The 16,468-nt window shown below is 70.7% G+C and carries 20 protein-coding genes; 10 read left to right on the forward strand and 10 right to left on the reverse strand.

What is annotated here, in order from left to right:
* Positions 1 to 36: 36 nt before the first annotated feature.
* Together AB1285_RS11950 and AB1285_RS11955 are read right to left on the reverse strand one after the other, a co-directional pair.
* Complete coding sequence (locus tag AB1285_RS11950; protein ID WP_187663300.1) at positions 37 to 519, reverse strand: DIP1984 family protein; 483 nt, start codon at positions 517 to 519, stop codon at positions 37 to 39.
* 52 nt (positions 520 to 571) lie between these two features.
* Positions 572 to 880 carry a GNAT family N-acetyltransferase gene (locus tag AB1285_RS11955; RefSeq protein WP_187663299.1) on the reverse strand — a complete coding sequence of 103 codons (309 nt, stop codon included), beginning with the start codon at positions 878 to 880 and terminating at the stop codon, positions 572 to 574.
* Positions 881 to 1,210: 330 nt separating this feature from the next.
* Between AB1285_RS11955 and AB1285_RS11960 the strand changes: the two genes are divergently transcribed.
* Genes AB1285_RS11960 through AB1285_RS11975 form a run of 4 tightly spaced genes read left to right on the forward strand, consistent with a single transcriptional unit; the run spans position 1,211 to position 3,500 of the window.
* A complete protein-coding gene (locus AB1285_RS11960) occupies positions 1,211 to 1,924 on the forward strand; it encodes a winged helix-turn-helix domain-containing protein (protein ID WP_370428350.1) in 714 nt (237 codons plus the stop codon).
* Between the two features lie 55 nt (positions 1,925 to 1,979).
* Positions 1,980 to 2,939 (forward strand): DNA-3-methyladenine glycosylase family protein, encoded by a 960-nt coding sequence (locus tag AB1285_RS11965; RefSeq protein WP_370428351.1) that lies wholly within the window; start codon positions 1,980 to 1,982, stop codon positions 2,937 to 2,939.
* A gap of 38 nt (positions 2,940 to 2,977) precedes the next feature.
* Entirely contained in the window at positions 2,978 to 3,175 is a 198-nt protein-coding gene (locus AB1285_RS11970; RefSeq protein WP_025104487.1) for a hypothetical protein, read from the forward strand.
* Positions 3,176 to 3,179: 4 nt separating this feature from the next.
* Positions 3,180 to 3,500: a hypothetical protein gene (locus AB1285_RS11975; RefSeq protein WP_370428352.1), complete on the forward strand. Its 321-nt coding sequence runs from the start codon at positions 3,180 to 3,182 to the stop codon at positions 3,498 to 3,500.
* Here the strand turns inward: AB1285_RS11975 and AB1285_RS11980 are convergent.
* The 4 genes from AB1285_RS11980 to AB1285_RS11995 are packed head-to-tail and all read right to left on the reverse strand — an operon-like array spanning position 3,494 to position 7,313.
* Positions 3,494 to 4,249 (reverse strand): ABC transporter ATP-binding protein, encoded by a 756-nt coding sequence (locus tag AB1285_RS11980; protein ID WP_187663295.1) that lies wholly within the window; start codon positions 4,247 to 4,249, stop codon positions 3,494 to 3,496. The two genes, AB1285_RS11975 and AB1285_RS11980, sit on opposite strands and share 7 nt — an antisense overlap.
* Positions 4,246 to 5,274 carry an iron chelate uptake ABC transporter family permease subunit gene (locus AB1285_RS11985; protein WP_187664095.1) on the reverse strand — a complete coding sequence of 343 codons (1,029 nt, stop codon included), beginning with the start codon at positions 5,272 to 5,274 and terminating at the stop codon, positions 4,246 to 4,248. The genes AB1285_RS11980 and AB1285_RS11985 overlap by 4 nt, the downstream gene beginning before the upstream one ends.
* Positions 5,275 to 5,281: 7 nt before the next feature.
* Positions 5,282 to 6,268, reverse strand: coding sequence for an ABC transporter permease (locus tag AB1285_RS11990; protein ID WP_259953459.1), 987 nt, complete (start codon positions 6,266 to 6,268; stop codon positions 5,282 to 5,284).
* A gap of 49 nt (positions 6,269 to 6,317) precedes the next feature.
* Positions 6,318 to 7,313 carry a siderophore ABC transporter substrate-binding protein gene (locus tag AB1285_RS11995; RefSeq protein ID WP_259953461.1) on the reverse strand — a complete coding sequence of 332 codons (996 nt, stop codon included), beginning with the start codon at positions 7,311 to 7,313 and terminating at the stop codon, positions 6,318 to 6,320.
* Between the two features lie 100 nt (positions 7,314 to 7,413).
* Here AB1285_RS11995 and AB1285_RS12000 point away from each other — a divergent pair, with 100 nt between their 5' ends.
* The 6 genes from AB1285_RS12000 to AB1285_RS12025 all read left to right on the forward strand — a co-directional run bounded on the left by AB1285_RS12000 (position 7,414) and on the right by AB1285_RS12025 (position 11,708).
* Positions 7,414 to 8,181, forward strand: a complete 768-nt coding sequence (locus tag AB1285_RS12000; RefSeq protein ID WP_259953463.1) for a siderophore-interacting protein — start codon at positions 7,414 to 7,416, stop codon at positions 8,179 to 8,181.
* A 31-nt stretch (positions 8,182 to 8,212) separates the two neighbouring features.
* Positions 8,213 to 8,614 carry a VOC family protein gene (locus tag AB1285_RS12005; protein WP_259953464.1) on the forward strand — a complete coding sequence of 134 codons (402 nt, stop codon included), beginning with the start codon at positions 8,213 to 8,215 and terminating at the stop codon, positions 8,612 to 8,614.
* Positions 8,615 to 8,890: 276 nt separating this feature from the next.
* A complete protein-coding gene (locus AB1285_RS12010) occupies positions 8,891 to 10,060 on the forward strand; it encodes an RtcB family protein (protein ID WP_187663290.1) in 1,170 nt (389 codons plus the stop codon).
* Between the two features lie 144 nt (positions 10,061 to 10,204).
* On the forward strand, positions 10,205 to 10,480 hold the full coding sequence (locus AB1285_RS12015) for a hypothetical protein (protein WP_370428353.1): 276 nt from the start codon (positions 10,205 to 10,207) through the stop codon (positions 10,478 to 10,480).
* A 10-nt stretch (positions 10,481 to 10,490) separates the two neighbouring features.
* Positions 10,491 to 11,249: an SDR family oxidoreductase gene (locus AB1285_RS12020; protein WP_370428354.1), complete on the forward strand. Its 759-nt coding sequence runs from the start codon at positions 10,491 to 10,493 to the stop codon at positions 11,247 to 11,249.
* A 48-nt stretch (positions 11,250 to 11,297) separates the two neighbouring features.
* Positions 11,298 to 11,708, forward strand: coding sequence for a VOC family protein (locus AB1285_RS12025; RefSeq protein ID WP_268777254.1), 411 nt, complete (start codon positions 11,298 to 11,300; stop codon positions 11,706 to 11,708).
* A 9-nt stretch (positions 11,709 to 11,717) separates the two neighbouring features.
* Here the strand turns inward: AB1285_RS12025 and AB1285_RS12030 are convergent, their stop codons facing one another.
* Genes AB1285_RS12030 through AB1285_RS12045 form a run of 4 tightly spaced genes read right to left on the reverse strand, consistent with a single transcriptional unit; the run spans position 11,718 to position 16,468 of the window.
* A complete protein-coding gene (locus AB1285_RS12030; RefSeq protein ID WP_370428355.1) occupies positions 11,718 to 13,232 on the reverse strand; it encodes a PucR family transcriptional regulator in 1,515 nt (504 codons plus the stop codon).
* A complete protein-coding gene (locus tag AB1285_RS12035; RefSeq protein WP_280567535.1) occupies positions 13,229 to 14,257 on the reverse strand; it encodes a DUF917 family protein in 1,029 nt (342 codons plus the stop codon). The genes AB1285_RS12030 and AB1285_RS12035 overlap by 4 nt, the downstream gene beginning before the upstream one ends.
* A 10-nt stretch (positions 14,258 to 14,267) precedes the next feature.
* Positions 14,268 to 15,371 carry a DUF917 domain-containing protein gene (locus tag AB1285_RS12040; protein WP_370428356.1) on the reverse strand — a complete coding sequence of 368 codons (1,104 nt, stop codon included), beginning with the start codon at positions 15,369 to 15,371 and terminating at the stop codon, positions 14,268 to 14,270.
* Complete coding sequence (locus AB1285_RS12045) at positions 15,368 to 16,468, reverse strand: DUF917 domain-containing protein (RefSeq protein WP_370428357.1); 1,101 nt, start codon at positions 16,466 to 16,468, stop codon at positions 15,368 to 15,370. The genes AB1285_RS12040 and AB1285_RS12045 overlap by 4 nt, the downstream gene beginning before the upstream one ends.

Consider the following 16,468-nt stretch of genomic DNA (forward strand, 5'->3'; position numbering starts at 1 on the left):
CCCCGCCGGCTGAGGGTTGTGCCCGCTCCGTCGCGACTACCGACTTCCGCTCTCCTCCTCGAGGTCGTGCGACCAGTTCGCCTGCTGGATCCGGTTGTCGAGCGCACGGAGCTCCTGGGCGACGGCGTCCGCCCGGGCCCGGAGCGCGGCGACCGGCAGCGCCGACACCTGCCTCAGCTCCGAGCGCATCTGACGCAGGTACTGCTCGCTCGCCCCGGACGCGGCGGCCGCCGCGTCGGCGAGCACCGAGTGGCGCAGGCGCAGCACGTCCCGCGCGGCGAGCGCGTCGGTCATCGTGCCGTCCGCGCCGAGGTCGAGGCGGGAGTTCGTGACGTTGATGCGGCGGATGAGGCTCTGCAGCCGAGTCAGTGCGTCATCGGCCTCCTCGATCAACGCCGCCGCGTCCTCCGCAGGCTCCTCACCCTCCTGGTACCGGGCGTTCGCGACGATGCGCGCCCGCAGCTGCTCGATGCGGCGCTGCAGGTCGGCGCGGGCGGCCAGGGCTTCGGCGAGTCTCATGCCCTCATCCTCGCAGGCGGCGGCCGTAACAGTTCGTCATACAGCCGGAGCGTCAGCGTGAGCGGAGGAGTCCGGACTGCTCGGGGTGGGCGGTGAACCACTCCGCCACGTACCAGCAGACCGCGTCGACCTTGCGGTCGCCGCGCTCCGCGATGTCGGCCACGGCCCCCTCGACCACCTTTCCGGCGTATCCGTTTCCGCGGAATGCCGGGACCGTGTAGGCCCGGGTGAGCGCGACGGTGTGGCCGTCGTCCCGGTAGTCGAGCACGCTGACGAGCTTCCCGTCGCGCGTGAGGGTGTACCGCGATGCGTCCTTCTCGTCGGTCAGGATGAAGCCGCCGACGGTGTGCGAGATCGTCATCCGTGTCACGTTACGCCTCTTGCGACGCGCCCGGGCGTTTTGACATGTCCCGTCACGATCGGACATAATCCCCCCATGACCATCAACGCACGCCCTTTGTCCGCCCAGGAGGCGAACGGGACTGCCGGGATGATGATGCCCGGTCGCGTTGACATGTGTTGCCGAATGTGTCGCTGAACGAACAGCCACCTCGTCTGGCCTGACTCCTCGCCATCTGCGAGAGCAGTGTCCCGAGCACACACCCGTGCTCGCTTCCCCGGCTCCGCCGGTCATTCGTGCAACGCATCCGAGCCCCCTCCCGTCGGGCTCACGTCCTGAGGACCCATCATCATGTCGAACTCCGCCCTTCTCGAGCGTCCCGCCGTCACCGCCCCGAACCGCACCGTCCGACCCGCCGAGTCGTCGGCTCCGCTGGCCCCGACCGGCGCCGACCTCCCCGCCGTCCGCTCGCCCCGCGGCTTCGCCCTCTACGTCGGCCTGGACGAGATCAAGGCCGCCGAAGCCGGTGTGAGCCTTCCGCTGCTCGTCGACGCCCTCCGCCGCACGCTGGCCGAGCTCGCGCCCGGCGCCGAGACCCACGCCACCGTCGCCCTCGCCCCGCACGGCTCCGGCGGCCGCGACCTCGACGTCGTGCGTCTCGCCCTGCAGGAGCCCGGCGCGATCGCCCGCACCAAGGCCGCCGCCGAGGAGGAGACCACGCCGGAGGAGTCCGGCGTCACCGTCGACATCTCCCGCAAGCGCGTGCTCATCGACGGCGAGTCGGCCGCCTTCACCTACAAGGAGTTCGAGCTGCTGCAGTACCTCGTCCTCCGCGAGGGCCGCACGATCGAGCGCAGCGAGCTCGTCGCCGGCCTCTGGCAGGCCCAGGACGACGAGACCCCTGGCGAGCGCACGATCGACGTGCATGTGCGCCGGCTGCGGGCGAAGCTCGGGCGCTACGAGGACATCGTCCGTACCGTGCGCGGCATCGGCTACCGCTTCGACCGTCACGCCGACGTCGTCATCCGTTACGGCCACGGAACCCCGTCGCCCGACCGCTTCTGACCCGCTCCTGCTCAGCCCGGAGGCCGGTGTCAGGAGCCGCGCGTAGGGTGGGCGCATGACCCTCGCCGCCGCCCCCGCGACGGCGGGCGCCGTCCGCGCGGATGCTCCGCGGGAGACGACGTACCGCCCGCCGCACCCGCTCGATCTCCGGCGAACCGTCGGCATGCTGCGCCGCGGCGGCACCGATCCGACGACGGTCTTCGACGGCCCCGTCATCTGGCGCGCGGTCCGCACGCCACAGGGTCCGTCGACGTTGGCCCTGCGGATGTCGGGGAACGACGTCACGGCGACCGCCTGGGGTCCGGGCGCCGAGCACGCACTCGCCCTCGTGCCGGCACTGTGCGGTGCCGGCGACGACCCGACCGGCTTCGATCCCTCCCTGCACCCCCTCATCGCCGAGGCGGCCCGGCGACACCCCGGCATCCGGCTCGCGCGCACGGATGAGGTCTTCGATGCTCTCGCCTGCGGCATCCTGGAGCAGAAGGTCACCTCCATGCAGGCCTTCGGCGCCTGGCGATACCTCGTGTCGCGCTTCGGCGACCCGGCGCCGGGGCCGACGCCGCGACCGATGGCCGTCGCTCCCACGGCGGCGCAGTGGCGACGCATCCCCTCCTGGGCGTGGCACCGCGCCGGAGTGGAGCCGCCGCAGTCGAAGACCATCGTGCGGGCGGCGGAGCGCGGCGACCGCATCGCCGATGCCGTCCGAGCGGCCACGACCGGCCCTGACCGTGACCGCGTCCTCACGAGCCTGCCCGGAGTCGGCGTCTGGACCGCTGCGGAGACGCGCATCCGTGCGCTGGGCGACCCCGATGCCGTCAGCGTGGGCGACTACCATCTGGCGCACGAGGTCGGACATGCCCTGACGGGGCACCGCACGGATGACGCCGGCATGGTCGAGCTGCTCGCTCCCTGGGCCGGTCACCGGCAGCGCGTCATCCGGCTCATCTTCGCGAGCGGCGTCGCCGAGGCGCGGCGCGGACCCCGGCTCGCCCCGGAAGACCACCGCCGACGCTGACCGGCCCGTTCCCGGAGCGGCCGACGTATGCTGAGCGCATGTCCCGTACCGCCCTGCGCATCTTCGTCACGGTCGGCCTGCTGATCGCCGGTGTCGTCCTCGGCCTCATCTTCCAGAACGTGTGGCTGGGCGTGCTGCTCGCCGCGATCGTGTGGTTCGGCTGGTTCCTCGGCTACGAGTCCCGCCGCGGTCACAACGCGGGCGTGAACGACGAGGACCACGGCGTCGAGCTCTGACGCCATGGAGCGGCAGTCCAGCGCCGGCCGTCGGGCCGTGCTCACGGCCGTGGTGTCGGTGATTCCGCGGCCGGAGGATCTCCGCCGCAACGTGTTCGTCGGCATCGACGGCGTGGACGGCTCGGGGAAGACGGTGTTCGCCGACGAGATCGCCGAACTCCTCGCGCCGCGGCACCCCACGGTGGCCCCGGAGGCGGCGAGCAACCGACGCTACGTCGAGGGTCAGCGGATGTACCTGCGAGAGGACGACCCGGAGCGGCACGCCGCGGTGATCGTGGAGAACGACGACCTCCGGGCCCCTCGGATCGTCGGCTCGCGTCAGTAGTAGACGGCGAGGGGGCCGGAGGGTCCGTCCACGACCTGCACGGGGGTGTCGAACACGCGGCTCAGCACGTCGTCCGTCATGATCGCCGCCGGCGGGCCGAACTCCACCACCCGACCGTCCTTCATGGCGCAGATGTGGTCGGCGTAGTGTCCGGCGAAGTTGATGTCGTGCAACACGATGACGATCGTCCGCCCGAGCTCCTCCGCCGCGCGCCGCAGGTGCTTCATCATCTGCACGGCGTGCCGCATGTCGAGGTTGTTGAGGGGCTCGTCGAGCAGCACGAACTCCGTGTCCTGCGCGAGCACCATGGCCACGTAAGCCCGCTGCCGCTGCCCGCCGGAGAGCTCGTCGAGGTAGCGCCCCTCGAGCGCCCCCAGATCGAGGAAGTCGATCGCCTGGCTGATGACCTCCTCGTCGGCTCTCGTCAACCGGCCCTGGGAGTGCGGGAAGCGGCCGAAACCCACGAGCTGCCGCACGGTGAGCCTGGTCACGAAGTGGTTCTCCTGGCGGAGGATCGAGACCACCTTGGCCAGGTCCTTCGACTTCGTGGAGGCGACGTCGAGGCCCGCGATCTCGATGGCCCCGGCGTCCATCCCGTTCAGCCGGCCGATCATGGTCAGGAGCGTCGACTTGCCCGCACCGTTCGGCCCGATGAGGGCGGTGATCCCGCCGGTGGGGATGCGGAGGTCGACGGGGCCGATCGCGACCTCGCTGCTGTAGTCACGGCGGACGCCGTCGAGTGCGATCACAGTCTGCCCTTTCGGAGGATGACGATGAGGAACACGGTGCCGCCCACGATCTCGATGAGGATCGAGACCATGCCCTGCGCGTAGAAGACGTTCTTCATGACGAAGTACGCCCCCGCCAGGATCGAGAACGCGGTGAGGACGGCGACCGGGAAGATCAGCCGATGGTCGTGCGTGTCGGCGAACTGGTACGCGAGCGTCGCCACGAGGAAGCCGAGGAAGGTCATCGGACCCACGAGGGCTGTGGAGGTGGCCATCAGCACGGCGACGAGGGTCAGGACGAGGAACTGCTCCCGCCGGTGGTCGAGGCCGAGCGATCGTGCGGCATCGGGGCCGAGCGCGAGCACGTTCAGACGCCGGGACCGCAGCCACAGGAGGGTCGAGGCCGCGATCACGAGCGGGATCGCGAGCGGGAGATACGAGGGATCGGCGTTGGAGACGTTGCCGAACAGCCGGGCGGCGAGCACATCGAACTCGCTGGGGGTGAGCAGCCGCTGCATGAATGTGGCGATCGCCCCGAGGCCGCCCCCGATCACGATGCCCACGAGCAGCATGATCTGGAGGTTGCCGTAGCGCCCGGACAGGAGCCACCCGTAGAGGAGGACGGCGAGCGCGACCATGATGAGCACCTGGAGGGCGAACTGGCCGACGCCCTGGATCGCCACCAGCCCGGCGACGCCGAAGAGGTACACGGTCGTGGTCTGGACGACACGGTACAGCGACTCGAAGCCCATGATCGAGGGAGTGATGATCCGGTTGTTCGTGACCGTCTGGAAGCTGACCGTGGCGACGGCCTGGGCGACGGCGACGAGCGCCATCACGACCACGGCGGTCGCACGGTGCTGGGCGATGCGCCAGAACCCGGGCGTGCCGACGGGCAGCGGGTTGTCCCAGGCGAGGAGACCGAACGCGGAACCGAGGGCGAGCACACCGAGCACCACGAGCACGACGATGTAGCGGCGACGCGCCCGCACGGTCGTGAACGCCCCGGCCGACCGCGTCGTCCGCGGGGCCGTCGTCGCCGTCATCGTCGCCTCAGCCACGACGACGCTGCCGCAGGAGGAGAAGCACGAACACGACGGCGCCGACGACACCGAGGATCAGCGACACCGGCACCTCGAACGGCATGATGATCGTCCGGCCGATGATGTCGCAGACGGTGACGATCGCGATGCCGAGCAGGCACACCCACGGCAGGTTGCTGCGCAGGTCGTCGCCACGGACCATCGAGACGATGTTCGGAACGATCAGCCCCAGGAAGGGCAGGTTGCCGACGACCACGGTGACCACACCGGTCGTCACCGCGATCAGCGCGGTGCCGAGCAGGATCATCCGGTTGTAGTTCACCCCGACGTTGGTGGCGATCTCCTCCCCCAGCCCGGCGATGGTCAGTCGGTCGGCCACGAGGAAGACGATGACGCCGATAATGGCGACGATCCACAGCATCTCGTACTGTCCGCGCATGACCGAGGTGAAGCTGCCCGCGAACCAGACACCGATGATCTGCAGGGAGTTCGTGACGAGGGCGAAGTAGGTCGTGATCGCGCCGACCACCGCGCCCAGCATGATGCCGACGATGGGCACGATGAGCGACGACTTCAACGCCACCCGGCGGAGGAACGCGAAGAACACCATCGTGCCGACGAACGCGGCGAGCACGGCCCCGGCCATGCGCAGCGGAAGGGAGGGCTGCGGCACGAGCACCATCACGGTGAGGAGCCCGAGTCCCGCCCACTCCGTGGTCCCGGTGGTGGTCGGCTCGACGAAGCGGTTCTGCGTGAGCAGCTGCATCACGAGACCGGCCATCGCCATCGCCGCGCCCGCGAGCACGAGCGCGATCGTCCGGGGGACGCGGGTGATCTGGAACATCTGCGCGCCGTCGTCCGCGCCGGCGATGTCGTACACACCGGTGAAGAGCGAGATCACCAGAAGCGCCGCCACGACGAGGACGCCGATGAGCAGCTTCGGATCGAAAAGCCGTGCGGACGATCGCGGTGTCGAGGTGAGGAGAGGAGAGGTCATGGGGGGATGCCGGCGGCGGCGCCCCGGTCGGGACGCCGCCGCCCAGCCCTTACTTGTCGGCGCTCTTCTCGAGCGCGTCGGCGAGGTCGTTGAGGAACGTCGTGTACGTCTGGATGCTCTCGTTGAGGTAGGTGTCCGTGGGCATGTAGACGATCTGATCGTCCTTCACCGCGGTGACGCCGGCGAGCGCTTCGGAGTTCTCGATGATCTCCGCCGCCTGCACGTAGTCCGGCGTCTCCGCGGCGAACACGGCGTCGCGGTCGAGCACCAGGATCCAGTCGGGGTTCGAGGCGGCGATGGCCTCGACCGAGATCTCGTCGCCCTGGTGGTCGTCGCTCGCATCGTCGACCTGCAGCGCCGGAGTGAGGCCGAGCATGTCGTAGATCGGGCCGAGCGAGCGGCCGACCGTCGGAGCGAGGTAGCCGATCTGGCCACCCGAGGTGTTCACGGCCATGACGGTGTCGGCGTCGTCGTAGGCCGCCTTCGCGCGGTCCACCGCGGCGTCGAACTCCTCGACGAGCTTCTGGGCCTCGTCCTGCGTGCCGAAGATCTCGCCCAGGACGGTCGTCTGCCGCTTGAGCTCCTCATCGAAGGGCTCGCCGTCTCGGGGCTCCAGGTCGATGATCGTCGCGTCCGGGACCAGCTCCGCGATGGCCTCGTTGTGCTGAGTGAAGCGCTGACCGCTGATGATGAGGTCGGGGTCGGCGGCGACGATGGCCTCGAGGTCGGGCTCGGTATGCAGGCCGATGTCGACGATGTCCTCGTCCTTCGCGTACGAGACGGTCTCCGGCATCAGGGAGACCGCACCGGCGGAGAGCTCGACACCCCAGTCGGACAGGGTCTGGAAGGTCCGGTTGTCCAGAGCGACGACCGAGGTCGGCGGCGTGGTGATCTCATGCGTGCCGGTGTTGTCCTCGATGGTCACGGTCCCCGATCCCGCGGTCGTCGCTTCGGGTTCGGCTTCGCCGCCGGACGCGCAGCCGGAGAGGGCGAGCAGGCCGACGAGAGCGACGCTCGTGGCGGTGAGGGTTCTGGGCACGGACATGGAGAGACTCCTGTTCTGCGGGGATGTGTGCACCCTCGTGGGGCGCCGGTCCGACGGGCGGGCGAGCCGACCGCGTCGGTTTTTAGGTTAGCCTTACTTTATGAGCGATACGAAATCCGGTTTCTCGATCGAGCGTCGCGGCCTCGAGCTGCGCTTCCGCAACGTCACGCTGAGCGCCCGCGAATGGCTCGCTCCGGATTTCGTGCGCGTCCGGCTGTCCGGCCCCGACCTCGCCGGCTTCGACTCCCCGGGCTCAGACGACCACATGCGGCTCTTCTTCCCGAGCGGCCCCGTGGGCTCGGTGGAGGAGCTGCGCGCCGCCCCGAGCCGCGAGTACACGCCCCTCGCGTGGGGTGACGACTGGCTCGATGTCGAGTTCGCCGTGCACGGCGATCAGGGCGTGGCCGCACCGTGGGCCGCGAACGCCCCGCTGGGGTCGACCATCGGCGTCGGCGGGCCGCGCGGCGCCGCCGTCCTCACCGGAGAGCCGGGATCGTGGCTCCTCGTCGGTGACGAGACGGCCATCCCCGCGATCCGCCGTTTCGCCGCCCTCATCCCCGACGGCACGCCGGCACGCATCGTCATCGAGACCACGTCGGCAGCCGGCGAGGTCGCTCTCGAAGCTCCGGTGGCTGTCGAGTGGCTGCACCGCGGCGCCGCTCCCGCCGGCTCTGCGCTGATCTCCTTCCTCGACGCGCTCACCGAGGACGAGGTCGTCGGACCCGACCCGTTCGTCTTCATCGCCGCCGAGCAGTCCATCGTGAAGCCCGGTCGGGCCCTGCTGGCACGCTGGGGCGTGGACAACGCGAACGCCGTCGTGAAGGGCTACTGGAAGCGCGGCGAGGCCGAATACCACGCTCCCCACTGACACCGGGTCGATGCGCTGACAGACTGGGCGCATGGCTCTCCTCGATCACCTGGGCATCACCGTCGCCGACCTCGAACGCGGACGGGCGCAGTTCCATCCCGTGCTCACCGCGCTCGGCTACGAACTCGGCGGCGAGGACGATCACTCGATCTCCTGGCACACCGGCGACGAGACCGAGATCATCCTCTACACCTGGGACGACGACTCCACGCCCCACCGGCACGGCCGCGTGGGCTGGCAGCACATGGCTTTCGCGGTGCCGTCGCGCGCCGAGGTCGACAGGCTCCACGATCTCGCGCTCGAATCCGGCTGGACCGCCGTGCGGGACCCGAAGGAATATCCGCGGTACAGCGAGCGGTACTACGCCTCCTTCGTCGAGGACGCCGACGGCATCCGGCTCGAGTTCATGTACAACCCGCCGAGGGACGCTTGACGCCCGGGCGTGTCGCCGCCTAGGGTGGCAAGGCTGTGCCGACCGGCGCCGCACACCAGCCGAGGAGACGACGGATGACCGCCCCGCGGAATCTCCACCCGATCACGGCATTGCCGCTTCCGCAGAAGCGCAATGACCGCGACGAGTCGTACCCTCCGGCGCGCGCCGTGTGACAGCATCCGCTCTCGCAACGCCCCGCACCGTCAGGTCCGGGGCGTTTTCCGTCGGAAGACTCCCCTGACCTGTGGGCTGGACATCACCACAAGGAAAGGAATCATGGAGAGGCTCTCCGCACGGCTGCTGTCGTGGGCGTCCCTGATCGATGAGAAGACCCTCGATCAGGCGCGCACCACCTCACGCATGCCGTTCATCCACCCGCACCTGGCGCTGATGCCGGATGCGCACCTCGGCAAGGGGGCGACCGTCGGGTCGGTCATCCCGACGCTCGGCGCGATCATCCCCGCCGCCGTCGGCGTCGACATCGGCTGCGGCATGATCGCCGTCCGCACGCCGTTCACGAAGGACGACCTCGACGGGCGCGACCTCGCCGCGCTCCGGGAGCAGATCGAGCGCGCGGTCCCGCTGTCCGCCGGGCGCTACAACAACAAGGTCGTGGGGACGGCCGCTCCTCGCGTGGTCGAGCTGGAGGAGCGGGCCACCGCGGCCGAGTTCGACCCCGAGGGCTACGCGAAGAACTGGCGGCTCCAGCTCGGCACCCTCGGGTCGGGAAACCACTTCATCGAGGTGTCGGCGGATGAACTCGACCGGGTCTGGCTGTTCCTGCATTCCGGTTCCCGCGGCGTGGGCAACAGGATCGCCGGGCACCACATCGCCGTCGCACAGCGTCTGGCGAAGCAATGGTGGATCGACCTCCCCGACCCCGACCTGGCCTACCTCGTCGAGGGCACGCCGGAGTTCACCCGCTACATCCGGGAGCTCAGGTGGGCGCAGCACTTCGCGCTGCTGAACCGCGAGGAGATGATGGACCGCGTCATCCGGCAGCTCTCCGAGTTCCTCGGCACCCCGGTCGAGGAGGAGGAGCGGATCAACTGCCACCACAACTTCACGGAGTCGGAGATGCACTTCGGGAAGCGCGTCTGGGTGTCCCGGAAGGGCGCGATCCAGGCGGATGCGGGTCGGCCCGGACTCATCCCCGGGTCGATGGGCACGGCGTCCTACGTGGTGGAAGGGCTCGGCGACCCGCTGTCGCTGAACTCGTCACCGCACGGCGCCGGGCGCGAGTACTCGCGGTCCGCGGCCCGGAAGACGTTCACGCATGCGCAGCTGCGCGAGGCGATGGCCGGCATCGAGTTCCGCGACACCGACGCCTTCATCGACGAGATCCCGCAGGCGTACAAGCCCATCGATCGCGTGATGGCGGATGCGGCGAGCCTGGTGCGGATCCGGCACACGCTGCGGCAGCTCGTCAACGTGAAGGGCGACTGACCGAGGGCCGGGTGAGAGGGATCCTCGCCCGGCCCTTCCTCCCCAATCCGCGCGATTCCTGGTGTCTCCACAGAGCGCGGGTCGCCCAGCGTGGCGTCCGCCAGGATGCTGGCAGGCTGAAGGGTCCGGTGCCACGATGAGGGGATGGAAACCATGGACGGTGCACAGGTCTGGACCATGATCGGCGCGTTCACGGCGCTGATGATGGGCATGCTCACGGTCGTCTCGACGCTGTTCATCCGCGTCCTGCGCAGCGAGATCGGCAGCCTGCGCAACGAGATGACCGCGCGCTTCGATGCGGTCAACACCCGGTTCGACGCGGTCGGCACCCGCATCGACGGCGTCAACGCCCGTATCGACGGACTCGATCGTGATGTGCAGGCGCTCGTGAAGCGCACCTTCGGACTGGATCGGGAGTGAGGATCGACGCATGAGGATCGTCGTCGCAGGAGGAACCGGCGTCGTCGGCACGCCCACGGTGGAGGCCGTCCGGAGCGCGGGTCATGAGGCCGTCGTGCTCAGTCGTTCGCACGGCGTCGACCTGGTCAGCGGGCGCGGGCTGGAGGCGGCGCTGACCGGGGCCGACGCCGTGATCGACGTCGTGAGCGTCGAGACGCTGAAGGCGAGCACGGCGATCGAGTTCTTCACGGCCGCCACCGGGAACCTCCTCGCCGCCGCCGCGGACGCCGGCGTGGGACACGTCGTCCTGCTCTCCATCGTCGGCATCGACCGGATCCCCTACGACTACTACGCGGGCAAGGTGGCCCAGGAGAAGCTGGTCTCCGCGTCCGCCGTCCCCTCGACGATCCTCCGAGCCACGCAGTTCCACGAGTTCGCCGCGCAGATGTTCGCGCGCGCGAAGGCGGGTCCGCTGCATCTCGCCCCGCGTGCGCGCACGCAGCCGGTGGCGGCCCGCGAGGTCGCGGAACGGCTCGTCGCGCTCGCGACCGGGAACGCGCGGGGCCGAGTGCCCGACCTCGCCGGCCCCCGCGAAGAGCAGCTCGCCGACATGGTGCGGGCGTACGCGCGACGTATCGGGTACCGCGGCTGGATCCCGGCGCTGAACGTGCCAGGTCCGCAGATGGCGGGGATGCGCGCGGGGAAGGCGCTGCCGGGACCAGACGCGATTCGCGGGACGCAGACGTTCGCGGAATGGCTTGCCGAAGCGGTGCCGGCGCGCGCAGACTGAGGAGGGGCGGGGGTCTTTCCAGCAGTCGAGCGACCAGGAGCAGCACGCATGGCGAACCTCAATCCCTACCTGTCCTTCCGCACCGAGGCCCGCGAGGCCATGGAGTTCTACCGGGGAGTCCTCGGCGGAGACCTCGACATCACGGTCTTCGGCGACTTCCCTGACATGGTGCAGGATCCGAGCCAGAAGGATCTCGTGATGCATGCGCAGCTCACGACCCCCGACGGTCTCGTGCTCATGGCCTCGGATACTCCGGAGGGCATGACCTACGAGAGACCGCAGGGCATCTCCGTCTCGCTGAGCGGCAATACACAGGAGGTCACCCGACAGGTGTGGGGCCGGCTCTCCGAGGGCGCCACGATCACGATGCCGCTCGACGTGCCGCCGTGGGGTGGGACGTTCGGCATGCTCGTCGACCGCTTTGGGATCGCCTGGATGCTGCACGGCGACCCGGAGTGACCGCCGGGCTCAGCGCGGCAGCACGGCGCGACACGCGAGGTGCAACGCCAGCCGCGCCTCGGGGTCGCTCATGTCGATCCCGAGGAGCTCCTGCACCCGCCGGATCCGCACGGCGACCGTGTTGCGATGCAGCCCGAGAGCGGCCGCCGTGGCCGCGATGCCTGACTCATGGTCGAGGTACGCCGACAGCGTCGTGAGCAACTCGCCGTTCCCCTCCCCCAGGGGTGCCAGCAGCGACTGCGCGGCCGGAACGAAGGTGTCGTTCCCGGTCCAGGCGAGCAGGAGCTGTTCGAGCCCGAGGCTGTCGACGCGGACGAACCATCCGGTCGCCGACCGGGCCGCGGCGATCCGTGCGGCGTCGCCGGCCTCGTCGAGGGTCGCCGCCAGTCCTTCCGGCCCGGTCTGCGCCGAGCCCACCCCGGTCGCCACCGCGAAGTCGCGCAGGGCCGCGAGGTGGAGGTCGCGCAGCGCCGCCACGGCCCGCTCGATGCGGTCGGGACCGGGGGCTTCGGCGAAGGAGAGCCAACCGCTGAGGCCTCGACCGGCGGTGGTCGCGTGCGCCTCGGCGTCGATCGCGCTGAGCCCAGGCCTGATCGCACGAAGGAGCGCGAGCGGCTCCACCCGGCTGCGCGCCACCATGCGGAACCCGAGGTGATGCCCACCGGTGCGCCACCCCCGCTCCGCCATGCGCCGTTCGACATCGGCATCGGCGGCTCCGCGGAGCTCGACGAAGTCCCGCAGCAGCCCGGACGACGCGGCGACGTCGTTGACGGCCGCGATCTCGTCGATGAGGATGCGGGCGGCCACCGCGGGCATTGCGACCTCCGCGGCCACCAGGAGCGACTGCAGCTGCGCCTCTCCGAAGCCGTCGCCGAACAGGACCAGGCGCAGACCGGACCGGCCGGGGCTGTCCACGCGCACCGATGCGGCCGCGCCCTCCCCCGCCCTGGCGCCATCGCTCCACGAGTCGAAGCGGATCGCCGCGTGCAGGTCGGCACCCAGATGTCCTCCGGCCTGACGCAGCACTCCCGCGGCGTCGACGAGGGCGACGCCGAGACCGAGGTTCGCCGCGAGGTGTCCGAGCAGGTCGCCGAGGTCGTCGGCCGCGTATTCGAAGGACTGCGCGACCTTGCGCACCCTCGTGAGCGTGAGGGCGTCTCTCGCCTCGATGAGCATCCAGCAGGCGCGGGCGAGCTGGACCGGCCTCTCGACGTCGAGCAGAGCGAGACCGATCCGGTCCGCGAGGCGGAGCGCCCCGGGATCGACACCGGCGGCGCCGGGGAGCGCGAGTCCGGTGAACCCGCGGTCACGGACCCGGCGCAGCATCGCGTCCTGCTGCCAGGTGGCGAGCGGTGCCCCCGCCGTGAGGATGGCGAGCCGGGCGGTCCCTTCGTCCGGCAGGTCGGACTCCGCAGCCTCCACCACGACCGCGTCCCACCCGACGTGGCGGGGGCCGGCGACATGGCGGAGGACGCCGTTCTCCTCCTGCGCCAGAAGGGCCCCCAGGGCGAGCGCGCCGTTCACGCGGCGTCCAGATCGACGAGCCCGTAGGCGGAAGGCACGACCCGGGCCCGCCGCTCAGGGCGGGCGTTCCACCACTCCGGCGCGGGAAGGGCGACGGCCGCCACCGTGCGCCCGGGGGCGAGTTCGGTGACCTCGAGGATCTCCCGGGACACGGCATCCAGGAGCACGATGATCTCGGGGGCCGCGGCGACGAGCAGGCCGTCGGTGAGCACCGCCAGCGTCTCGGAACGGGTGACGATCCGGTGCACCGCTCCGCCGAGTCCGGCGATCTCGACCGCGTTCACGTGCGGATCGGTGCCGGAGGACGCACCGGCCACGATGCGACCCTCGGCGAGCAGCGTCCCGCCGAGCACGTCGGCCAGGACCGGCAGCGGCGCCGAACGGTGCGCCAGGAAGCTGCGACCGAGGGCGAGCGCGCGGGCGAGGTGGTCGGCGATGGCGTGCTCCCGCAGGTCGCCGACGGTGAAGCCGGCGAGCACAGCGCAGCCGACGCCTCCGGCCTGGATGATGGCCGAACGGACGACACGCTCCGCATCGATGGCCCTCGTCGCCTCCACCAGCGCCACCCCGTCGGCGCCGGTCTCGCACGCGAAGACCAGTCCCGGCACGCGGTCGACGAACAGGGACATCTGATCGAGTCCCGGCACCGCACGCCCCGTGCAGTCGGCGTCCACCACGGTGTGCGATCCGGCCAGGGTGAGCGGCGCGAGGCCGTTCATGCCGCCGCCCTCGAGGGAGCACACGGCCGGGACGGGATGCCCGAGCCACCGCTCCACCGCCCGCAGCAGAGGGGCGAAGGGCGCGGCGCCGGGCATCCGCTCGCCGAGCAGCATCGTCGACCCGACGAAGGCCACGCCGAGACAGGGCGTGCCGGGATCGAGCGCATCCACGGGCGAGACCTCGAGGGGCCATCCCGCGGTGGTGTCGAGGATGAGTTCGAGCATCGTCGTGGAACCGCCGCCGCCGGAGCCGAGCAGGGCGTACCCGCGGGCGAGCGCCTCCAGGTCGTCCCGCTCCAGCCTCATGGGATCCAGCCTAGGACGCGGCCATCCCCTCGACGGGAGCGAACTCCTCGGTCAGGCCGAAGGCCGACGGCCCGAAGGCGGCCAGCGCCTCGGGGGTGCGCATCATCGCCGGCGTCGAGATGCCGAGCACCCGGACGCGCTGACCGTACCGGAGGCCCTCCGTGGTGATGGGCTCGGCCGTCTCGTGGTCGACGACGCAGATGAGATCGGGGACGATCGCGACGAGCCGTCCGGCCCGCCGCGCGGTGAGGTTCTCGTTCTGGAACGCGATCTCGAACGTGTCGTCCTCCGCGGCACCGAGCGGAGCGATGACCGCCCGCCCCTTCGCGAAACCCTCGGTGGTCCGTCGTTCGACGTCCATCACCTTCCCGACGCAGAGCTCGCGCACATGCGGGTAGAGCGTGGTCGCGAGCGTCGCGGCGATGGCCTCGAACGGCGAGCGGTGCTCCTCCCGGGCGAGGCGGATCGCCCGACCCAGCGCGAGGGCCATCGAGATGGTCCGCGGCACCGCTGTGCGTCGCACGTCGGCGCCGCTCATGGCGTACTCGGCGATGTGACCGACGCCACCCAGCCGGATGGTGATGCCCCGGGCGAGCCACTCCATCTGGCGGTCGTCGTCCCCGGTGTCGATGACGACCCGCTCCCCGCGCTCTCCGGCGAGGGCGAGCGGCGAGCCGTGGACGCCGTACACCGCGAAGGTCTCCATGGACAGCTCGGGGAAGGCGCGTCCCATGCCGTCCGCGTCGACGACCGGCAGTCCGGTCTCCGCGGCGACGATGAGCGGGATCATCGAGTTGATCCCGCCGCATTCGATGGGCATGGTCGCATCGGCCCGACGTCCGAGGTGGTCCTCCAGGGTGCGCAGCGCGAGGGTGGGCTCGGTGCCGGCGGGGATCTTCTCGACCATCACGGTCGGCGCCCCCATCTGCGCGGTCGGGATCACGAAGAGGTCATTGGCGAGGTCGTCCGGATCGAGGATCGTGATGGTCCCGTCGCCGAGCACCCGCTCCACCAGCATCTTGCCGATGTAGGGGTCGCCCCCGCCGCCGGTGCCGAGCAGCGTCGCACCGCGGGCGAGGTCGGGCAGGTCCGCCGCCGTCAGCTTCCAGCTCATGCGGCGGCCCCTGCCGCGGCGTCTCCGGCGGAGACCGTGCCGTCGAAGCGATGCGCCGGGATGTCGTAGCCGAAGTACCCCGGGCCGACCATCGCGAGAGCCGCATCCGAGTGCCAGCGCTCGTCGGCCGGAGCGGCGATCACGCGGACGCGCTGTCCGTAGCGCAGCCCCTCGGTCGTGACGGGCTCCCCCGACTCGCCGTCGAGGACCATGATGAGGTCCGGAGTGGTCGCCAGCACCCGTCCGTCCGCTTCGGCGACGAGGTGCTCGTTCTGGAACTGCAGCGTCAGCGAGGTGCCGCCGTCTCCATCTATCCGTGCCCTGCCGCGCGCGAAGCCGGTGGTCGTGGCCCGGTTCACGTCGGCGACCTTGCCGCCGTACAGCTCCCGGCCGCGGAGGAGCTGGACGACAGCGGCAACCGGGTCGGTCTTCGCCTCGCGGGCCTCCTCGATCCGCTGACCGATGTCGATGCACCGGGACAGCGATCCCGCCACCAGCGACTGACGTGCGGCGGCACCCGACATCGAGAAGCCGGAGATCATGACGGAGCAGCCCATCTCGACGCACGCGACACGGGCGATGCGCTCGGTCCAGGAGTTGTCGGCGGTCTGCAGCACGCCCGTGTTCCCCTTCTCGTCGCTGAAGGCGAGCGGCGAGGCCGTCACGCCGTAGAGCGTCGGGAGCACCATCTGCAGTTCGGGGAACGCGCGCCCCATGCCGTCCGCATCGACGAGCGGAAGCCCGAGCGCGGCGGCGGCGGCGATCGGGATCGTCGAGTTCACCCCGCCCACCTCGGCACAGGCGATGTGCGTGACCGGGCGGCCGAGGTGGATGCCGAGCGCCTTGACCGGCTCGATGACCTCCGCGAGGCTCGGCAGCTTCTCGACCATGACGGTGGGCGCGCCCATCATCGCGACGAACAGCACCAGGGCGTCGTCCGGCACCTCGTCGAGCGCCACGACCGTGACGTCTCCGGAGGCGAGGGCCTGGCGGGCGAGGAGGGCGCCGATGTACGGGTCGCCACCCCCGCCGGTGCCGAGCACGGCCGCGCCGCGGGCGAGGCCGTCGATGTCGGCCGCGGTGATCGTGGTGCTCAT

This window comes from Microbacterium sp. NRRL B-14842 (assembly GCF_050470785.1).